Origin of the sequence: Xanthobacter sp. NM-59 (assembly GCF_021401125.1) — a bacterium.
In the GTDB taxonomy this organism is placed as follows: Bacteria; Pseudomonadota; Alphaproteobacteria; order Rhizobiales; family Xanthobacteraceae; genus Xanthobacter.
In genome coordinates this window covers 185,849-202,446 of sequence record NZ_JACBFQ010000005.1, presented here as the reverse complement: position 1 = coordinate 202,446, position 16,598 = coordinate 185,849, and the positions used below count along the sequence as shown (strand labels likewise).

The following is a 16,598-nucleotide window of genomic DNA, read 5'->3' as shown; positions in this document are numbered from 1 at the left end:
CCCCGGCGTGAGCGCCGGAGCGGCCTAACGGAATAGCCGCCCACCCCGTTTGGGAGCAGCACATGAACCAGGAAGTCCTGAACGTCTTCAATCCGACCGTTCCGGCCCCGAGCTTCAATCAGATCCGCATTTCGATCGCGAGCCCGGAGAAGATTAAGTCCTGGTCCTACGGCGAGATCAAGAAGCCGGAGACCATCAATTACCGCACGTTCAAGCCCGAGCGTGACGGCTTGTTCTGCGCGCGCATCTTCGGTCCCATCAAGGACTATGAGTGCTTGTGCGGCAAGTACAAGCGCATGAAGTACAAGGGCATCATCTGCGAGAAGTGCGGCGTGGAAGTCACGCTCTCGCGGGTGCGGCGCGAGCGCATGGGCCACATCGAGCTCGCCGCGCCCGTGGCCCACATCTGGTTCCTGAAGTCCCTGCCGAGCCGCATCGGTCTGCTGCTCGACATGACGCTGAAGGACCTGGAGCGCATCCTGTACTTCGAATATTTCGTGGTGATCGAGCCGGGCACGACGAAGCTGAAGTATCGCCAGCTGCTCTCCGAGGAAGAGTATCTGCGCGCCCAGGACGAGTACGGCGAGACCAACTTCACGGCCCTGATCGGCGCCGAGGCCATCCGTGAGCTTCTGCGCTCCATGGACCTGGAGAAGATCGCGGCAGACCTGCGCGTGGAGATCGCGCAGGCGACCACCGAGCTGAAGCCCAAGAAGCTCGCCAAGCGCCTGAAGATCGTCGAGGCCTTCCAGCTGTCGGGCAACAAGCCCGAGTGGATGATCCTGACGCACGTTCCCGTGATTCCGCCGGACCTGCGCCCGCTGGTTCCGCTGGATGGCGGCCGCTTTGCGACCTCCGACCTGAACGACCTCTACCGCCGCGTCATCAACCGTAACAACCGCCTGAAGCGGCTGATCGAGTTGCGCGCGCCGGACATCATCATCCGCAACGAGAAGCGCATGCTTCAGGAAGCGGTTGACGCCCTGTTCGACAACGGCCGTCGCGGCCGCGTCATCACTGGCGCCAACAAGCGTCCGCTGAAGTCGCTCGCCGACATGCTGAAGGGCAAGCAGGGCCGGTTCCGTCAGAACCTGCTTGGCAAGCGCGTCGACTATTCCGGCCGTTCGGTGATCGTGGTGGGTCCCGAGCTGAAGCTGCACCAGTGCGGCCTGCCGAAGAAGATGGCGCTGGAGCTGTTCAAGCCCTTCATCTATTCGCGTCTGGACGCGAAGGGCCATTCGGCGACGGTGAAGCAGGCCAAGAAGCTGGTGGAGAAGGAGCGTCCCGAGGTTTGGGATATCCTCGACGAGGTGATCCGCGAGCATCCGGTAATGCTGAATCGCGCGCCGACGCTCCATCGCCTGGGCATCCAGGCGTTCGAGCCGGTGTTGATCGAAGGCAAGGCGATCCAGCTCCATCCGCTGGTCTGCTCCGCCTTCAATGCGGACTTTGACGGCGACCAGATGGCCGTGCACGTTCCGCTTTCGCTGGAAGCCCAGCTGGAAGCGCGCGTGCTCATGATGTCCACCAACAACATCCTGCACCCGGCGAACGGCCAGCCCATCATCGTGCCGTCGCAGGATATCGTGCTCGGGCTCTATTACCTCTCGCTGATGCGGGAGAATGAGCCTGGCGAGGGCATGCTGTTCGCCAACATGAACGAGATCGACCATGCGCTGAATGCGAAGGCGATCACGCTTCATACCAAGATCAAGGGCCGCTACACTGGCATCAATGCCGATGGCGAGGAATATACAAAGATCTATGAGACCACCCCCGGTCGCATGAAGATCGGTGAGCTCCTGCCGCGGCACAAGAAGATCTCCTTCGACGTCGTCAACAAGGCGATGACGAAGAAGGAAATCTCGAACATGATCGACACCGTCTACCGCCACTGCGGCCAGAAGGAGTCGGTGATCTTCTGCGACCGCATCATGTCGCTCGGCTTCTACAACGCGTTCCGCGCCGGCATCTCGTTCGGCAAGGACGACATGGTGGTGCCGAAGAAGAAGTGGGAGCTGGTGGAAGAAGCGCGTGCTCTGACGAAGGAGTACGAGCAGCAGTACAATGACGGCCTGATCACCCAGGGTGAGAAGTACAACAAGGTCGTTGACTGCTGGGGCAAGTGCACGGACCGCATCGCCGAAGAGATGATGAAGGAAATCTCGTCGGTGAAGAAGGATCCGGAGACCGGCCGCGAGAAGCCGATCAACTCCATCTACATGATGAGCCACTCCGGTGCGCGTGGGTCGCCCACCCAGATGCGCCAGCTGGCCGCCATGCGCGGCCTGATGGCCAAGCCCTCCGGCGAGATCATCGAGACACCGATCATCTCGAACTTTAAGGAAGGCCTGACCGTGATGGAGTACTTCAACTCCACCCACGGCGCCCGTAAGGGCTTGGCCGACACCGCCTTGAAGACGGCGAACTCGGGTTACCTCACCCGCCGTCTGGTGGACGTGGCGCAGGATTCCATCATCACCGAGCGCGATTGCGGCTCGGATAAGGGAATCCACATGCGCGCCATCCTCGATGCCGGCCAGGTGGTGGCCTCGCTGGCCTCGCGCGTGCTCGGCCGCACGGCGGTGGAGGATGTGGTGGAACCCGGCACCGGCAACATCATCGTGCCCAAGGGCGCGATGATCGAGGAGCCGCACATCGACCGCATCAACAAGGCGGGCATCCAGGAGATCAAGATCCGCTCCGTGCTCACCTGCGAGACGCGGAACGGCGTGTGCGGGACCTGCTATGGCCGCGATCTTGCCCGCGGCACGCCCGTGAACATGGGCGAGGCGGTGGGTGTCATCGCCGCCCAGTCCATCGGCGAGCCGGGCACGCAGCTCACCATGCGTACGTTCCACATCGGTGGCGCGGCAACGCTGGCGGACTCCTCCTTCGTGGAGTCGAACTTCGAGGGCTCGGTCAAGATCCGTAACCGCAACGTGGCGCGGAACTCCGACGGTGACCTCGTGGTGATGAGCCGCAACCTCGCCGTTGTGATCGTCGACCACGATGGCACCGAGCGCGCGGTCAACCGTATCCAGTACGGTGCCCGTCTGAAGGTGGACGAGGGCGATACCATCAAGCGCGGCCAGCGCATTGCCGAGTGGGACCCCTACACCCGTCCGGTTCTCACCGAAGTGGACGGCACGGTGGCCTTCGAGGACCTGGTGGAAGGCGCGTCCATGAACGAGACGGTCGACGAGTCGACCGGTATCGCCAAGCGCGTCGTGACCGACAGCCGTTCCGGCCGCGGGCCGGAGCTGCGCCCGGCCATCCTCATCAAGGGGCCGGACGGCAAGGTGTCGAAGCTGGCGCGTGGCGGTGACGCTCGCTATGCGCTTCCGGTGGAGGCCATCATCTCGGTGGACCCGAACCAGAAGATCAAGGCGGGTGACGCCGTGGCCCGTGTGCCCATGGAGAGCGCCAAGACGCGTGACATCACCGGCGGTCTGCCGCGGGTGGCGGAGCTGTTCGAGGCGCGGCGCCCGAAGGATGCGGCGATCATCGCCGAGATTTCGGGCACCATCCGCTTTGGCCGCGACTACAAGAACAAGCGCCGGCTCTCCATTGAGCCGTCGGACGGTGGGGATCCGGTGGAGTACCTGATCCCGAAGGGCAAGCACATCCATCTCCAGGACGGCGACGTGGTGGAGAAGGGCGATTTCATCGTCGACGGCAATCCGGCGCCGCACGACATCCTGGCGATCAAGGGCGTGGAAGAGCTTGCGGCCTTCCTCGTGAACGAAATCCAGGAGGTCTACCGGCTGCAGGGCGTGAACATCAATGACAAGCACATTGAGGTGATCGTCCGGAACATGCTGCAGAAGATGGAGATCGACGACGCCGGGGAGACCGACTTCCTGGACGGCGAGCAGGTCGACCGCATCGAGTTCATCGAGGCCAACGAAAAGGCGGCCGAAGAGGGCAAGAAGGGCGCGACCGGCCATCCGGTGCTGCTCGGCATCACCAAGGCTTCGCTTCAGACGCGTTCCTTCTTCTCGGCTGCCTCCTTCCAGGAGACCACCCGCGTCCTCACCGAGGCGGCGGTCAATGGCAAGGTGGATCCGCTGGAAGGTCTCAAGGAGAACGTCATCGTCGGCCGCCTGATCCCGGCCGGTACTGGCGCGCAGATGAACAAGCTGCGGGCCGTGGCGAACTCCCGCGACGACTTGATCGTCGCCACCCGCGACGAGCAGACCGAGGCCCCCGCTGCATTGGTGGAAGGCCCGTCCGAAGCTCCGCCCCCGGCGGAGTGAGGCGAAAGCGTAGACGTTTGAGAAAGGGCCGCCTTGTGCGGCCCTTTTTCGTTCCTGGCGCGAGTATTGGCAGATGGGGCGCGGTTGCCATGCGCCTCGGGCGGGCTCGCGGCTGGTCCGGCGGCGGGGGCAAGATCGACGGATGTCACGCGGTCGGATGGCCCGGCGGGAGCGGGGCGCTGGCGCCACCGAGAGGTGTGAATGCGCGCTGGCGATTGGGTGCGCGGGAGCGCCGCGCGAAGGTTCTGGGGGACTTGAGCGGTGGGTTGCCGGGAATACGGTGTAGATCATGGCGGACTGTGTGATGCGAGACCGGAGGCGCTGACGCAGTCAGAGCCGATGTTTTGGCCGCGTTTCCTCCAGAGGAGACGGTGCCCGCGCGGCTCGGAAAACCCTGAGGCGCTGGTGGGGCTGAGGGTGCGGCCCATCCGGGCGCCGACCGGGGCATTGACCCTGTCGCTTTTGGCTGGGGCACAGGTGGTTCTGGCGAAGTCTCGCGCTGGCGGGGATTGACGCGGGAAAAGGGTTGGCGGCGTTCGGCAAGGGCAGCAATGCTGTCACCGTCGCAGCCGCTGGTGGCCTCGAACGCGACGACGATGTCGCGTGCCAGTTCGGCGGTTCAGGCGACGACCGCCTCCGGAGTGTTGGAGTTTCTCCGCGTCTGTCGGGATGGCAGGGGCCAAAGGTCGGGGACGGCGCGCGACGCATCTCAGCCGGCAACAGGCTGAGGCGCGGTGATGGCTCATTTCCAGGTCGTGCGGGATCGGCATTCCCAAGCAACTGTTCAGGGTTCCGCGACAGCGGAGGGGGCGCCTTGCTCTCATGCGGACTCCATGCCCTCAGGGGGAGGGCTCCCTTGCGCTCCATCACTCTCTCACAGACCAAACCGACAGGGGGGCCGCGGGCGGATGCCTGTCCTGGCGGGGAGCGTCCTCGCCCAGCTGCGGGCGGGTGCGCGTTCGGCCCGGCTGCGGCGGCGCATGGGGTTACGCATCGGGGGGCGGTATGCAGGAGCCGGGCCGGCGTCGGCTCCGGCGGGTTCCGGCGCGCGGATGCGCGCGCGCTGGCGTGCCGGAGCGAGGGCCCGCGGCTGCGGTCTCCGCCGGGAGATGTGCGGTGGGAGGGGCCAAGGGCGGATCGGAGCGTGGATATCAGAGGTTAAGCTCTGGCGCCCATAATCGCGCCGATGATTCGTCCGCGGAGTGCCGCCATGACCGACACGATCCGCCGCATGCCGCGCCTCGTCGCCCGGCGCGGCTTCCTCAAGATGGGGGCGGGGCTGGCCTGCGGGCTCGGGCTCGCGGCGCTGGCGCCGGCCACGGCGGCGGATGACCCGGACCTTGCCGCCATCGCCGCGCTCAAGCCGGGGGAATATGTCTGGTATCCGGACCGCGCGCCTGCGGGCTTTGTGGCCGTGGTGGTGAATATCTCCGATCAGCGGGCCTATGTGTATCGCAATGGCCTGCGCATTGGCGTGTCAACCGTGTCCACGGGACGCGACGGACATGAAACGCCCACCGGGGTTTTCACCATTCTGGGCAAGGACGTGGACCACCATTCCAACGTCTATAACGAGGCGCCCATGCCCTATATGGAGCGGCTCACCTGGTCGGGGGTGGCGCTGCATGCGGGCGGCTTGCCGGGATACCCTTCGTCCCACGGCTGCGTGCATCTGCCCTTGGCCTTCGCCAAGCTTCTGTTTGCGATCACCCATGTGGGCACGCCGGTCATCATCGCGGATCGCCACACCGCGCCGCAGGATGTGCTGCATCCGGGGCTGGTGATGAGCGAGGGGCTGGAGCAACAGCTCGCCGTGGACGCCACCGGCGCCGGTGCGCCGGAGGATATGGTGAGCGCGGGCGAGGCGGTCTCCATGGTCGCGAGCGCGGCCGACCGCTCTTTGACCGTGCTGCAAGGCGCGCAGATGGTGCTGCAGGGCGGCATCAGCATCGCCAATCCCACGGCCCCGCTGGGCAATGTCGTTTATGTGCTGGCGAACCGTCAGGGCATGCCCCGGTGGACCGCCATTTCCTATGAGGGCGCCGGTGGTCCGGGCGGGGAAGCGCAGCAGGCGCTCGCGCGCATCACGGTGGATCCCTCCATCAATCGGCAGGTGGCCGCGCTGGCGAGGCCGGGCACCACGCTGTTCGTCACTGACCTTCCAGCCCATCCGGGCACCCGCAGCGACGACGGTTTCGTGATCCTCACGCACAAGATGGTGAGCTGATGGGCGCGCGCGCCGGTCTTGGGGCGGCGCTGTTGGCGTTGCTGGTTTCGGGCGCGGCGCTTGCGCAGCAGGCGGCGCCCGCCAAGGAGCTGTTCGGCCGCGTGCGGGCCCCGGCGGAGCAGTTTCTGCCCGAGGCCATCGGCTTTTATTCCAAGGGCTGCCTGGCCGGGGGCGAGGCGCTGCCCATCACCGGCCCGGAGGCGCGCGGCCCGCTGTGGCAGGTGATGCGCCTGTCGCGCAACCGCAATTACGGCCACCCGGTGCTGGTTGCCTTCCTTGAGCGGTTCGCCCAGAAGGTGACGGAGGTGTCATCCTGGCGTGGCATCCTGGTCGGCGACATGTCGCAGCCGCGGGGCGGACCCATGCTGACCGGCCATGCTTCCCACCAGGTGGGGCTCGATGCGGACATCTGGCTCACCCCCAGCCCCGGCCGGGTGCTCTCCCGGGAGGAGCGCGAGAATATTTCCGCCACCATGATGGTGCGCAAGGACCGGCGCGACATCGACCCCGCTAGCTGGCGGCCCGACCACTGGAAGGTCATTCGCGCCGCTGCGAGCGATCCGGAGGTCGAGCGCATTTTCGTCAATGCGGCTATCAAGAAGGCCCTGTGCCGGGACGCGACGGGCGATCGCTCGTGGCTCGCCAAGGTTCGCCCCTATTGGGGACACGACTATCACATGCATGTCCGCCTCGGCTGCCCCAAGGGCAGTGCGGAGTGCAAGCCCCAGGAGCCTCCGCCGGGCGGCGACGGCTGCGGCGCGGAGCTCGACTGGTGGTTCTCCGACGAGGTGCTTCACCCCAAGCCCGACGAGAAGCCGGCCAAGCCGAAACCGCCCCTGACTCTTGCGGACCTGCCGGGTGCCTGTGCGACAGTGCTCAGCGGAAAATAAGCGAAGCCGAGGACATCATGACCGATCTTGACGACCTCTTTCCGGGCTTTTCCTCCCACCATGTGGATACCGCGGCCGGCCATATCTTTCTGCGCCAGGGCGGCAAGGGGCCGCCGCTGCTGCTGCTCCATGGCTTTCCCGAAAGCCATGTGATGTGGCACGAGGTGGCGCCCAAGCTGGCGGAGAGCTTCACCGTCATTGCGCCGGACCTGCCCGGCTATGGCTGGAGCGCGGCGCCCGAGCCCGGCGACGATCTGTTTCCCTACACCAAGCGCGCCATGGCGGCGGCCATGGTGGAGGTGATGGAGCATCTGGGCTTCTCCCATTTCAACCTGATGGGCCATGACCGCGGCGCGCGGGTGGGTTACCGGATGGGCCTTGATAATCCCGGCCGCCTCGACCGGCTGGTGCTGCTCGACATCATCCCCACCTACGCCATGTGGCACCAGATGGACCGGGCGCGGGCGCTGCAGGTCTACCACTGGTCGTTCCTGGCGCAGCCGCACCCCCTGCCTGAAAAGCTGATCGCCGGGCATCCGGCCTTCTATCTGGACTGGACCATGGCGAGCTGGACCGGCACGAAGGATCTCACCCCCTTCGACGTGCGGGCGCTGGCCTATTATCGGGCCGCCATCTCCTCGCCGGACCGCATCGCCGCCATGTGCGCGGACTATCGGGCCGGCGCCACCTTCGATCTGGCCCTTGACGAGGCGGACCTCGCCGCCGGCCGCACCCTCAGCTGCCCCACCTTCGTCGCCTGGGGCGAGGCGGGCATTCCCAGCCGGGGGGCGAGCCCGCTGGACGCATGGCGCGCCTTCGCGCCCGACGTCACCGGCGCTCCCGTTCCCGGCGGCCACTTCGTGTGCGAGGAGGCGCCGCGCCCCGTTCTTGATGCGGTGCTGCCGTTCCTGCTCGGGGATGCGTGACGCGGGGGCACGCGGGGCGAAAAGTTGCTCGCCGTCAATGCGCCCGGCGTGCTTCCATACCAGCGTGTTCCAGGCTAGGCCTGTTTCGCCAGCGATGATTTGAAGCGACCAAACCGGCTCGGCCGGCCCCTCCACGTGACCCATCCCGCCTTTATGAGACCCCCAGGAAGGACGACATTCCATGGCCATCGGCGATGCGCTGAACGTTCGCGCCCGTGCACCCCTGCGCCTCGGGCTCGCGGGCGGCGGCACTGATCTCTCGCCCTATTGCGACGAGTTCGGCGGCAATGTGCTGAACGCCACCATCGACCGCTATGCCTATGCCCACATCCGCACCAACCGCATCGGCGCGCTGGTGCTGCGCGCCCGCGACGTGGACACGGAAGAGGTGTTGGAACCGAGCCTGGAGCATTCCATCCACGAGGGGCTGGTGCTGCATCGCGCGGTCTATGCCCACATGATGCGGACCTATTGCGACGGGGTGGCGCTGCCGCTCACCATCTCCACCACCATCGACGTGCCGGCGGGCTCGGGCCTTGGCGCGTCGTCGGCGCTGGTGGTGGCGCTGATCGAGGCATTCCGCTCGGCCCTGCAGCTGCCCCTGGGCCCCTATGACGTGGCGCGCCTCGCCTTCGAGATCGAGCGCGTGCATATCGGCCTCGCGGGCGGGCGGCAGGACCAGTATTCGGCGGCTTTCGGCGGGCTCAACTTCATCGAGTTCCTTCCTGGCGACCGCGCCATCGTCAATCCTCTGCGCATCCGGCGGGAACATTTGAACGAGTTCGAGGCCTCCCTTGTCATCTGCTTTTCCGGGCAGTCGCGGCACTCCGAGAACATCATCAAGGAGCAGGTGGCGGGCTTGAAGCAGCTCGATGGCAAGACCATCGAGAACATGCACAAGCTGAAGCAGGACGCCATTGAGATGAAGGTGGCGCTGCTGAAGGGCGATATTCGCGGCACGGCGGAAATCCTGGGGCGTTCCTGGGCGGCCAAGAAGGCCACCGCGGCCGGCGTCGCCACCGAGCAGGTGGATCGGCTCTTCAACGAGGCGATGGCGGCCGATGCCTGGGCGGGCAAGGTTTCCGGCGCGGGCGGCGGCGGCTTCCTGATGTTCCTCACCGATCCGGAGAACGTCTATCGCCTGAAGAAGGTGCTGAACGCCGCCGGCGGGCAGGCCAGCTCGGTGAAGTTCAATTTCGACGGCGCCGAGGGTTGGCCCATCTGCACCTGAGCGGCGGAGCGGGTGATGCGCGCGGACATGGAAGGCCAGAGGGGGAATGGGCCGGTGGTGAAGCAATGTGTGATTCTGCTCGGGGGCCTCGGCACGCGTCTGGGGGCGCTCACGGCTGACACGCCCAAGCCGCTGCTGCCGGTGGGCGATGTGCCGTTCGTGGAAGTGCTCGTCGCCGAGGCCCGCCGCCGTGGCTTCACCCGCTTCCTGTTGTTGGCCGGCCATCGCGCCGAGGTGGTGAGCGACTATATCGACCGAACCGACGTGCGTGGGCGGTTCGACGCCAGCGTGGAGATCGCGGTTGAGCCGACCCCGCTCGGCACCGGCGGCGCACTGGTGAATGCCCTGCCGCTGCTGGACGAGACCTTCCTGCTCATCAATGGCGATACCTGGTTCGACTTCAACTGGCTGGATCTGGTCGCCGAGACGCTGGCCCATGGCAGTGATGTGGGCATGGCCCTGCGTCTGGTGGAAAAGCCGGACCGCTACGAGACCATCATGCTCGAAGGCCGCCGCATCGCCGCCTTCCGCCCGCGCGGGGCAGGGCTGGACCGGGCGCTCATCAATGGCGGCGTCTATGTGATGCGCCGACGCGCGGTGGAAACCCTGGGCTGCCCCTCCTCGGTGGAGAGCGACCTGCTGCCCCGCCTGGTGGCCGAGGGCAAGGTGACGGGCATCGCCTATGACGGCTTCTTCATCGATATCGGCATTCCCGAGACCTATGCCGACGCGCAGGTCTCGGTGCCCGCCCGCCGGCGGCGCCCGGCGGTGTTTTTCGACCGGGACGGCGTGCTGAATGTGGATACCGCCTATCCGCACCTGCCGGCCGACATCACCTGGATCGAGGGTGCCAAGGAGGCGGTGAAGCGCTTCAACGATCTTGGCTTCTACACCTTCGTGGTCACCAATCAGGCCGGCGTCGCGCGGGGCTATTATCCGGAGAGCGACATTCCTGCTCTCCATGCCTGGATGGGGGAGGAGCTGCGGGCCGTCGGCGCCTCCATCGATGATTGGCGCTATTGCCCGTTTCATCCCGAGGGCACGGTGGAGCGCTTCAAGGGCGTCCACCCCTGGCGCAAGCCGGCGCCGGGCATGCTTCTGGACCTGTTGGCCCACTGGCCCGTGGACGTGAAGGCGAGCCTGCTGATCGGCGACAAGGAATCCGATCTCCAGGCGGCGACCGGCGCGGGCGTGACCGGCCACCTGTTCACTGGCGGCGACCTGCTCGCCTTCGTGGAGGGGCTGCACCCCTCGGCCTTTCGTCTTTCCGCCCGTCGCTGAAGGTCATGTCGTGATGCCCGCCGCGCCCGTTTCGCCCGCCGTTCAGAGCCTTGAGGACATTGCCGCCGACGCGCGCCGGTGGCTGCTGGAGGTGGCCGCGCCCCTGTGGTCGACAAAGGGGCGGCTGGAAAAGGGCCTGTTCGCCGAGCGCCTCACCCGCGCGGGGCTGGCCGATGATGCGCCCCGCCGCCTGTTCGTGCAGGCCCGCCACACCTATTCCTTCTGCGAGATGGGCCGGCTTGGCTGGGCGGGGGATTGGCGGGGCCTTGCCAATGCCACGGTGGACTATCTGCTGCAGCACGGCCGGCGGGACGATGGCCTCTTCATCCACGCCTTCACCACCGATGGCGCGGTGCTGGACGCGCGCGCGGATCTTTACGATCAGGCCTTCATGCTGTTCTGCCTGGGCCATGCCTCCCGGGCGCTGGGGCGGCCGGAGCTGCTGGAGGCGGCGGAGGTCCATTATCGCGTGCTGGAGGCCGATCACGGCCATCCGGCCGGCGGCTTCGTGGAGAAGGATATTCCCCGCCCGTTCCGCCACCAGAACCCGCACATGCATTTCTTCGAGGCCTTTTCCGCCCTCTATGCGGTGAGCGGGCGGGCGGAGTGGAAGGCGCGGGCGGAGGCGATGGCGCAGCTCTGCCGGGATCATTTCATCGACGCGGCCACCGGCGCCCTGCTCGAATACTTCACGGACGACCTGAAGCCCGCGCCGGGCCTCGATGGCACCATCGTGGAGCCGGGCCACTGCTTCGAATGGGCGTGGCTATTCGAGGGGCTGGTGCCGTGGGGCTGGCCCGGCGCCGCGCTTTCGGACCGGCTGACCGCCTTCGGCCGCGGCCATGGCATCGATGCCGTGCGGGGCGTGGCCATCAATGAGGTGACGACGGCGGGCACGGTGCACAAGGCCACCGCCCGCCTGTGGCCGCAGACGGAGCGGCTGAAGGTGGCATTGGCCCGGCTGCGCCGCCTCGGCACGCCGCAGGAGGCGGACGAGGCCCGGCGCGCCTATGCGGGGCTGAAGCTCTATCTGGACATGCCGGTGCCGGGCACCTGGCAGGATGTGTCGAACCCGGACGGAAGCTGGGTGGAGATGCCCGCGCCCGGGTCCTCGCTCTACCACATCACCTGTGCCATGGCGGAGCTGATCGATACCGTCGGCGGCGAAGGCTGAGGGCGAGAGCCTTTCAAAACACCGACGGACCGGCCATGCCCTTGGTGATGGTGAGCACCATGATGCGGATGTCGAGCCAGATCGACCAGTTCTCGATGTAATAGAGGTCGAGGGCCAGGCGCCGCTCGGCCTTCTCCACCGAGAGCACGGGCCCGCGCGAGCCGTTGATCTGGGCCCAGCCGGTGATGCCCGGCTTCACCCGGTAGCGCGACACATAGTGCTGGATCGCCTCATACACCACGTTGGTGGACACCAGCATGTTGGGCACGTGGGGGCGCGGGCCCACCACCGACATGTCGCCGTTCAGCACATTCAGCAGCTGCGGCAGCTCGTCGATGGAGGTGGCGCGCAGGAAGCGGCCGACGCGGGTGATGCGCGGGCTGTCGCGCCGCGTGCCGGCGGAACCGTCGTCATTGGGATCGACCGTCATGGTGCGCAGCTTGAAGACGTCGAACACCTTGTTGTTGCGGCCCACGCGCGGCTGCTTGAACAGCACCGGCCCGGGCGATTCCAGCTTGATGGCGATGGCCGCCGCCAGCAGGATCGGCGAGGTGAGGATAAGGCCGATGGTGGCGACCACATAATCCTCAAGTGCCTTCAACAGGCCCAGGGAGCCCTTGAAGGGCTGCTGCTGCACCTGCAGGGCGGGCTCGCCGGCCAGCATGGTGAGGTGGGCATAATTGAGGGAGAAGGAGTGGGGGTCTAGCTCCACGACCACGTCGGTGGCGATCTGGTGCAGCTCGCTCACCATCTTGGAGATGGCGGCCGGATCGGCCCAGGTCTTGGTGATGACCACCATGTCCACCTGGGTGTTGCGGGCATATTCGAGCAGGGCCTCGATGCCGCGCTGTTCGCGCGGGTAGGGCTTGCCGGTGGTGGGCGAAATGGCGTTGTCGGCGGCGGGCTCGGCATCGTCGGTGAAGATGCCCACGAAGGAGAGGAGGCCGCTGGTGCCTTCCTCCTCCTCGTAGCGGTCCACCAGGTCACGGGCCCGCGCCCGCTCGCCGAGCACGACCACATTCCGGCGCAGCACGGCGTGGCGCTTCACCAGCACCATGCCCAGGCGCACCAGCACCAGGCGGCCGAACAGCAGGGCGATGGCCGTGGTGACGCCCCAGCCCACCAGGGCCTTCAGGCTCGTGGCCTCGTGCGGGATCATGGCATAGTAGCAGATGGCCACCACCGCCCCGGCGGGGATGCCGCCGACCAGGATGTGCCCCATCTGGCGGCGCACCCGCGAATAGTGCTCGACCCGATAGGCCCGGCCGAACAGCAGGATCTGCACGAAGCTGAAGATCCCGATCATCCAGAGAATGCCAACCTGACTCCAGGACAGGAAGTCCCAGTGCACGTGTGCCACCGCTGCCGCCAGCAGCGACATGGCAATATCGCACGCGATGACGAGGCGATTGATCAGGCCGTGGGTCCAACGAGTCATGGTGCCGCATTCCCGCAAGCCCAATCCTTGGAGACGAGAGGGCTTTGTCCCAACTTCTCCTGAATTGAAGCGGTAGCGTCAAGGGTACCCGGCCACTGACTTTAAGGTTTGATTAACGCCGTCGCCCTCACGAATTGTGTCTGTTTCCAACACTTTGCGTGGAGGCGGCCAAAGCGGGGGTAAAACCGCGCGGATTTCGTCTTGCCGTCGCGACGGGCGCGCCTAAACTGAAGGCTTTCCAGCGTTGCTTTTCATTCTTCCGACGGATTTTTTGCCATGTACAACAAGCGCCTTGAGGCCTTGCGCAGCAATCCGGGTGGCGATTGGCGCCCGGCGGATCTTGAGATCACGGCCTCTCAATATGCGGTGAAATTTCGCAAGGTCACCGGCACCCATGTGGTGTTCACCCATCCCTCGGTGCCCGACTGCGTCGCGGTGCCCATGAAGGCGAAGATCCGTGCGCCTCATGTGCGGGCCTTCGTCGCCATGATCGATCGCATGGATGGGCTCGACCAATGACCGACCTTGCAGCCTATCCCCATGAGGTGCGGCCAGTGTCACCGGAGGATGGTGGCGGCTTCGTTGCGAGCTTTCCCGACATTCCGGGCTGCCTGGGTGTCGGTGATACGCCAGAAGCGGCGCTTGCCGACGGGCGGCAGGCCCTGTTCGCCTGCATCGACGCCTTGAAGGCCGCCGACCGCGAGCCGCCCGCGCCTTCCCTTCGGTGAAGCGCCGTCAGCGCCCGTTCTGAGGGTGGCGCTGCGCCTGCTCCTCCAGCCAGGTGGAGACGGTGTCGAGCAGCCGGATGGCGGCGGGAAGCTGGGCGTGGGCCTCCACCTGCGCCGGCGTTTCCGGCTCGAGGGTGCGCCACCACGCGATGAAGCGGGAGATCAGCGCCCGCGCCGGGATCTGGTCGAAGGCCAGGCCCGGAAAGGCGGTGAAGCCGAAAGCCTCCTCCACATCCCGCAGGCGGCCGGAGACATAGGCCCGGTCATCGTCGCCGAAGGGGAAGGGATGTTCCGGCGCCCGGCGCACCATGCGCACTTCGCTGAGCTCGGGAATGTAGTCGGTCTTGGTCACGGATGCCTCTTTGGTGCCTCGCCGCGCCGAAAGAGGCCGGGTCCGCGCGGCGCCCTTCGGGTTCGGCCGCATTCTTGCAGGTTTGGTGCCATGGAGTTCGCGAGCGACAATACCGGGGGCATCGCGCCGCCCATTCTGGACGCCATCGCCCGCGCCGGGGAGGGACACGCGCCCTCCTATGGCGCCGATGAGGCATCCGCGCGGCTGGACGCGGCCTTCGGCGAGCTGTTTGAGACCGAGGTGCGGGTGTTTCCGGTGCTCACGGGAACCGCAGCCAATGCGCTGGCGCTCGCCCATCTCCTGCCGCCGTGGGGCGCGGTGCTTTGTCACCAGGACGCCCATGTCCACACCGACGAATGCGGCGCGCCGGAAGCCTTCAGCGCCGGGGCCAAGCTGCTGCCCCTGGCGGGCGTGCGCGGCCGCATCGATCCGCAGGCTTTGGCGGCGCGCCTCGCCACCCCCGGCAGCGTGCACCAGGTGCGCCCGTCCGTGCTTTCCCTGAGCCAGGCGAGCGAGGCGGGGACCTGCTACCGGGCGGCCGATGTCGCCCGCCTCGCCAGCCCGGCCCGCGCCCACGGCCTTCGGGTGCACATGGATGGGGCGCGGTTCGCCAATGCGGTCGCCGGCCTCGGCGCGGCACCGGCCGATCTCACCTGGCGGGCGGGGGTGGATGTGCTGTCCTTCGGGGCCTCCAAGAACGGGGCGATGATGGCGGAGGCGGTGGTCTTCTTCGATCCCGCCTTGGCGGAAGGCTTCGGCTATCGCCGCAAGCGCGCCGGCCAGCTTCTGGCCAAGGGGCGGTTCCTGGCGGCTCAGCTCCTTGCCTCCATCGCCGATGGCCTGTGGCTGCGCCTCGCCGCCCACGCCAATGGGCGTGCCCGGCAACTGGCGGAGGGCTTTGCGGCGGCGGGCCTCGCGCCGGTCCATCCGGTGGAGGCGAATTCCGTGTTCGTGCACATGCCGGAGGCGCTGGCGGCGGCCTTGCGCCGGCAGGGCGCGCATTTCTACGACTGGCCGGCCCTGGGGCCGCAGGGCCGGCGCTTCGTCACCTCCTTCGCCACCGGCGAGGAGGAGGTGGGGCGCCTGATCGCGCTGGTGGAGGCCGGCTGATGGATGCGCGGTCCGCGGCATCGCACCGGGAGCCCACGGCCATTCATGCCGTGCCGGCGGAGCTGCGACCGGCGGGTTTCCGCGTGCTGCTGCTGCGCGAGTTCCGCATCGACGGGCCGCCGGGCTTTGCCCTGGTGGAACAGCATCTGCTGCGCCTGCCGCACCGGCTCAATCGCCATGGCGTGTCCTTCGCGCTCACCTTCCGCCCGGAGGTGATGGCGGGCCTGAGCGCGGATATCGGCCGGCCTTCGGCGCGCGATGGCGCGGGGCGGGTGGCGCGCAACCCGCGCTGGCCCACCTTCGGTTGGTGCTCGCGGCCGCGCAGCTGGACCGATGGCACCACCACGGTGGAATGGCTGGCCGAGGTGGCTTTTCCGCGCGCCGAAGACTGGGCGGCCTTCCGCGCCCGGTTTGCCGAACGCCTCGCCGGCCGGCTGGAGAGGCAGGGCTCCGGCGCGCCTTCCGTCTCAGGAGATCCGCTATCAGGAGACCTGCCATCAGGAGACCTGCCATGAGCGTGCTCACCATCGCCTGTCCCCATTGCGACGCGCGCATTCCCCAGGCCACGGGGGTGGAGCTGAAGGCGGCCCGCTGCGGCGCCTGCGGTGGAGCGCTCTTCACCGGCCAGCCGCTGCATCTCACCGCCGCGCGCTTCGAGGCCCACACGGCGGAAGGCGGGCTGCCGCTGCTCATCGACTTCTGGGCCGACTGGTGCGGTCCCTGCCGCACCATGGCGCCCGTGTTCGAGGCGCTGGCCGCCGAGTTCGAGCCCCATGTGCGCTTCGCCAAGGTGGATACGGAGGCCGAAGGCGCGCTCGCCAATTATTTTCGCATCCAGACCATCCCCACCGTGAGCCTCATCCACCACCACAAGGAAGTGGCGCGGGTGTCCGGCGCCATGACGGCCACCGAGCTCAGTCGCTGGATCTGGAGCGGCCTTTCCGAGGCGGAGGCCGAGCCGACGCCCTGAACCCCTTTTTCA

Annotated in this window: 14 protein-coding genes; 12 read left to right on the top strand and 2 right to left on the bottom strand. The window is 67.1% G+C overall.

Annotated elements, in window-relative coordinates; genetic code table 11:
- The first annotated feature begins 62 nt into the window (after nt 1-62).
- The 7 genes from rpoC (at nt 63) to L0966_RS11735 (ending at nt 11,988) form a co-directional block, all read left to right on the top strand.
- Nucleotides 63-4,259: a DNA-directed RNA polymerase subunit beta' gene (gene rpoC, locus L0966_RS11770; protein ID WP_234052090.1), complete on the top strand. Its 4,197-nt coding sequence runs from the start codon at nt 63-65 to the stop codon at nt 4,257-4,259.
- A 1,210-nt stretch (nt 4,260-5,469) separates the two neighbouring features.
- A complete protein-coding gene (locus L0966_RS11760) occupies nt 5,470-6,486 on the top strand; it encodes a L,D-transpeptidase (RefSeq protein WP_234052089.1) in 1,017 nt (338 codons plus the stop codon).
- The gene (gene mepA, locus L0966_RS11755) at nt 6,486-7,376 is read left to right on the top strand and encodes a penicillin-insensitive murein endopeptidase (protein WP_234052088.1); all 891 of its coding nucleotides are present in this window, start codon (nt 6,486-6,488) and stop codon (nt 7,374-7,376) included. The genes L0966_RS11760 and mepA overlap by 1 nt, the downstream gene beginning before the upstream one ends.
- Before the next feature lie 17 nt (nt 7,377-7,393).
- The gene (locus L0966_RS11750; RefSeq protein WP_234052087.1) at nt 7,394-8,302 is read left to right on the top strand and encodes an alpha/beta fold hydrolase; all 909 of its coding nucleotides are present in this window, start codon (nt 7,394-7,396) and stop codon (nt 8,300-8,302) included.
- Nucleotides 8,303-8,483: 181 nt separating this feature from the next.
- Entirely contained in the window at nt 8,484-9,533 is a 1,050-nt protein-coding gene (locus L0966_RS11745; RefSeq protein WP_234052086.1) for a hypothetical protein, read from the top strand.
- Between the two features lie 15 nt (nt 9,534-9,548).
- Nucleotides 9,549-10,814, top strand: coding sequence for an HAD-IIIA family hydrolase (locus tag L0966_RS11740; RefSeq protein ID WP_234052085.1), 1,266 nt, complete (start codon nt 9,549-9,551; stop codon nt 10,812-10,814).
- Nucleotides 10,815-10,827: 13 nt separating this feature from the next.
- The gene (locus L0966_RS11735) at nt 10,828-11,988 is read left to right on the top strand and encodes an AGE family epimerase/isomerase (protein ID WP_234052084.1); all 1,161 of its coding nucleotides are present in this window, start codon (nt 10,828-10,830) and stop codon (nt 11,986-11,988) included.
- A 13-nt stretch (nt 11,989-12,001) separates the two neighbouring features.
- Here L0966_RS11735 and L0966_RS11730 read toward each other — a convergent pair whose 3' ends face one another.
- Complete coding sequence (locus L0966_RS11730) at nt 12,002-13,426, bottom strand: exopolysaccharide biosynthesis polyprenyl glycosylphosphotransferase (protein WP_234052083.1); 1,425 nt, start codon at nt 13,424-13,426, stop codon at nt 12,002-12,004.
- Between the two features lie 276 nt (nt 13,427-13,702).
- On the opposite strand from L0966_RS11730, the gene L0966_RS11725 reads away from it, so the two are divergent.
- Both L0966_RS11725 and L0966_RS11720 read left to right on the top strand, forming a co-directional pair.
- Entirely contained in the window at nt 13,703-13,945 is a 243-nt protein-coding gene (locus L0966_RS11725; protein ID WP_234052082.1) for a hypothetical protein, read from the top strand.
- A complete protein-coding gene (locus L0966_RS11720) occupies nt 13,942-14,154 on the top strand; it encodes a type II toxin-antitoxin system HicB family antitoxin (protein WP_234052081.1) in 213 nt (70 codons plus the stop codon). Before L0966_RS11725 ends, L0966_RS11720 begins: the two co-directional genes overlap by 4 nt.
- 7 nt (nt 14,155-14,161) lie before the next feature.
- Here L0966_RS11720 and L0966_RS11715 read toward each other — a convergent pair whose 3' ends face one another.
- Entirely contained in the window at nt 14,162-14,506 is a 345-nt protein-coding gene (locus L0966_RS11715) for a hypothetical protein (protein WP_234052080.1), read from the bottom strand.
- Between the two features lie 90 nt (nt 14,507-14,596).
- Between L0966_RS11715 and L0966_RS11710 the strand changes: the two genes are divergently transcribed.
- From L0966_RS11710 to L0966_RS11700, 3 genes are read left to right on the top strand one after another with little or no spacing between them, the layout of a single operon-like run.
- A complete protein-coding gene (locus L0966_RS11710; RefSeq protein WP_234052079.1) occupies nt 14,597-15,616 on the top strand; it encodes a low specificity L-threonine aldolase in 1,020 nt (339 codons plus the stop codon).
- The gene (locus L0966_RS11705; protein ID WP_234052078.1) at nt 15,616-16,131 is read left to right on the top strand and encodes a hypothetical protein; all 516 of its coding nucleotides are present in this window, start codon (nt 15,616-15,618) and stop codon (nt 16,129-16,131) included. The genes L0966_RS11710 and L0966_RS11705 overlap by 1 nt, the downstream gene beginning before the upstream one ends.
- The gene (locus L0966_RS11700; protein WP_234052077.1) at nt 16,128-16,586 is read left to right on the top strand and encodes a co-chaperone YbbN; all 459 of its coding nucleotides are present in this window, start codon (nt 16,128-16,130) and stop codon (nt 16,584-16,586) included. Before L0966_RS11705 ends, L0966_RS11700 begins: the two co-directional genes overlap by 4 nt.
- Nucleotides 16,587-16,598: the final 12 nt, after the last annotated feature.

What these genes read in the sequence shown, in the direction of transcription:
- rpoC (WP_234052090.1), top strand. Translation starts at nt 63, where the DNA reads ATGAACCAGGAAGTCCTGAACGTCTTCAATCCGACCGTTCCGGCCCCG.
- L0966_RS11760 (WP_234052089.1), top strand. Translation starts at nt 5,470, where the DNA reads ATGACCGACACGATCCGCCGCATGCCGCGCCTCGTCGCCCGGCGCGGC.
- mepA (WP_234052088.1), top strand. Translation starts at nt 6,486, where the DNA reads ATGGGCGCGCGCGCCGGTCTTGGGGCGGCGCTGTTGGCGTTGCTGGTT.
- L0966_RS11750 (WP_234052087.1), top strand. Translation starts at nt 7,394, where the DNA reads ATGACCGATCTTGACGACCTCTTTCCGGGCTTTTCCTCCCACCATGTG.
- L0966_RS11745 (WP_234052086.1), top strand. Translation starts at nt 8,484, where the DNA reads ATGGCCATCGGCGATGCGCTGAACGTTCGCGCCCGTGCACCCCTGCGC.
- L0966_RS11740 (WP_234052085.1), top strand. Translation starts at nt 9,549, where the DNA reads ATGCGCGCGGACATGGAAGGCCAGAGGGGGAATGGGCCGGTGGTGAAG.
- L0966_RS11735 (WP_234052084.1), top strand. Translation starts at nt 10,828, where the DNA reads ATGCCCGCCGCGCCCGTTTCGCCCGCCGTTCAGAGCCTTGAGGACATT.
- L0966_RS11730 (WP_234052083.1), bottom strand. Translation starts at nt 13,426, where the DNA reads ATGACTCGTTGGACCCACGGCCTGATCAATCGCCTCGTCATCGCGTGC.
- L0966_RS11725 (WP_234052082.1), top strand. Translation starts at nt 13,703, where the DNA reads ATGTACAACAAGCGCCTTGAGGCCTTGCGCAGCAATCCGGGTGGCGAT.
- L0966_RS11720 (WP_234052081.1), top strand. Translation starts at nt 13,942, where the DNA reads ATGACCGACCTTGCAGCCTATCCCCATGAGGTGCGGCCAGTGTCACCG.
- L0966_RS11710 (WP_234052079.1), top strand. Translation starts at nt 14,597, where the DNA reads ATGGAGTTCGCGAGCGACAATACCGGGGGCATCGCGCCGCCCATTCTG.
- L0966_RS11705 (WP_234052078.1), top strand. Translation starts at nt 15,616, where the DNA reads ATGGATGCGCGGTCCGCGGCATCGCACCGGGAGCCCACGGCCATTCAT.
- L0966_RS11700 (WP_234052077.1), top strand. Translation starts at nt 16,128, where the DNA reads ATGAGCGTGCTCACCATCGCCTGTCCCCATTGCGACGCGCGCATTCCC.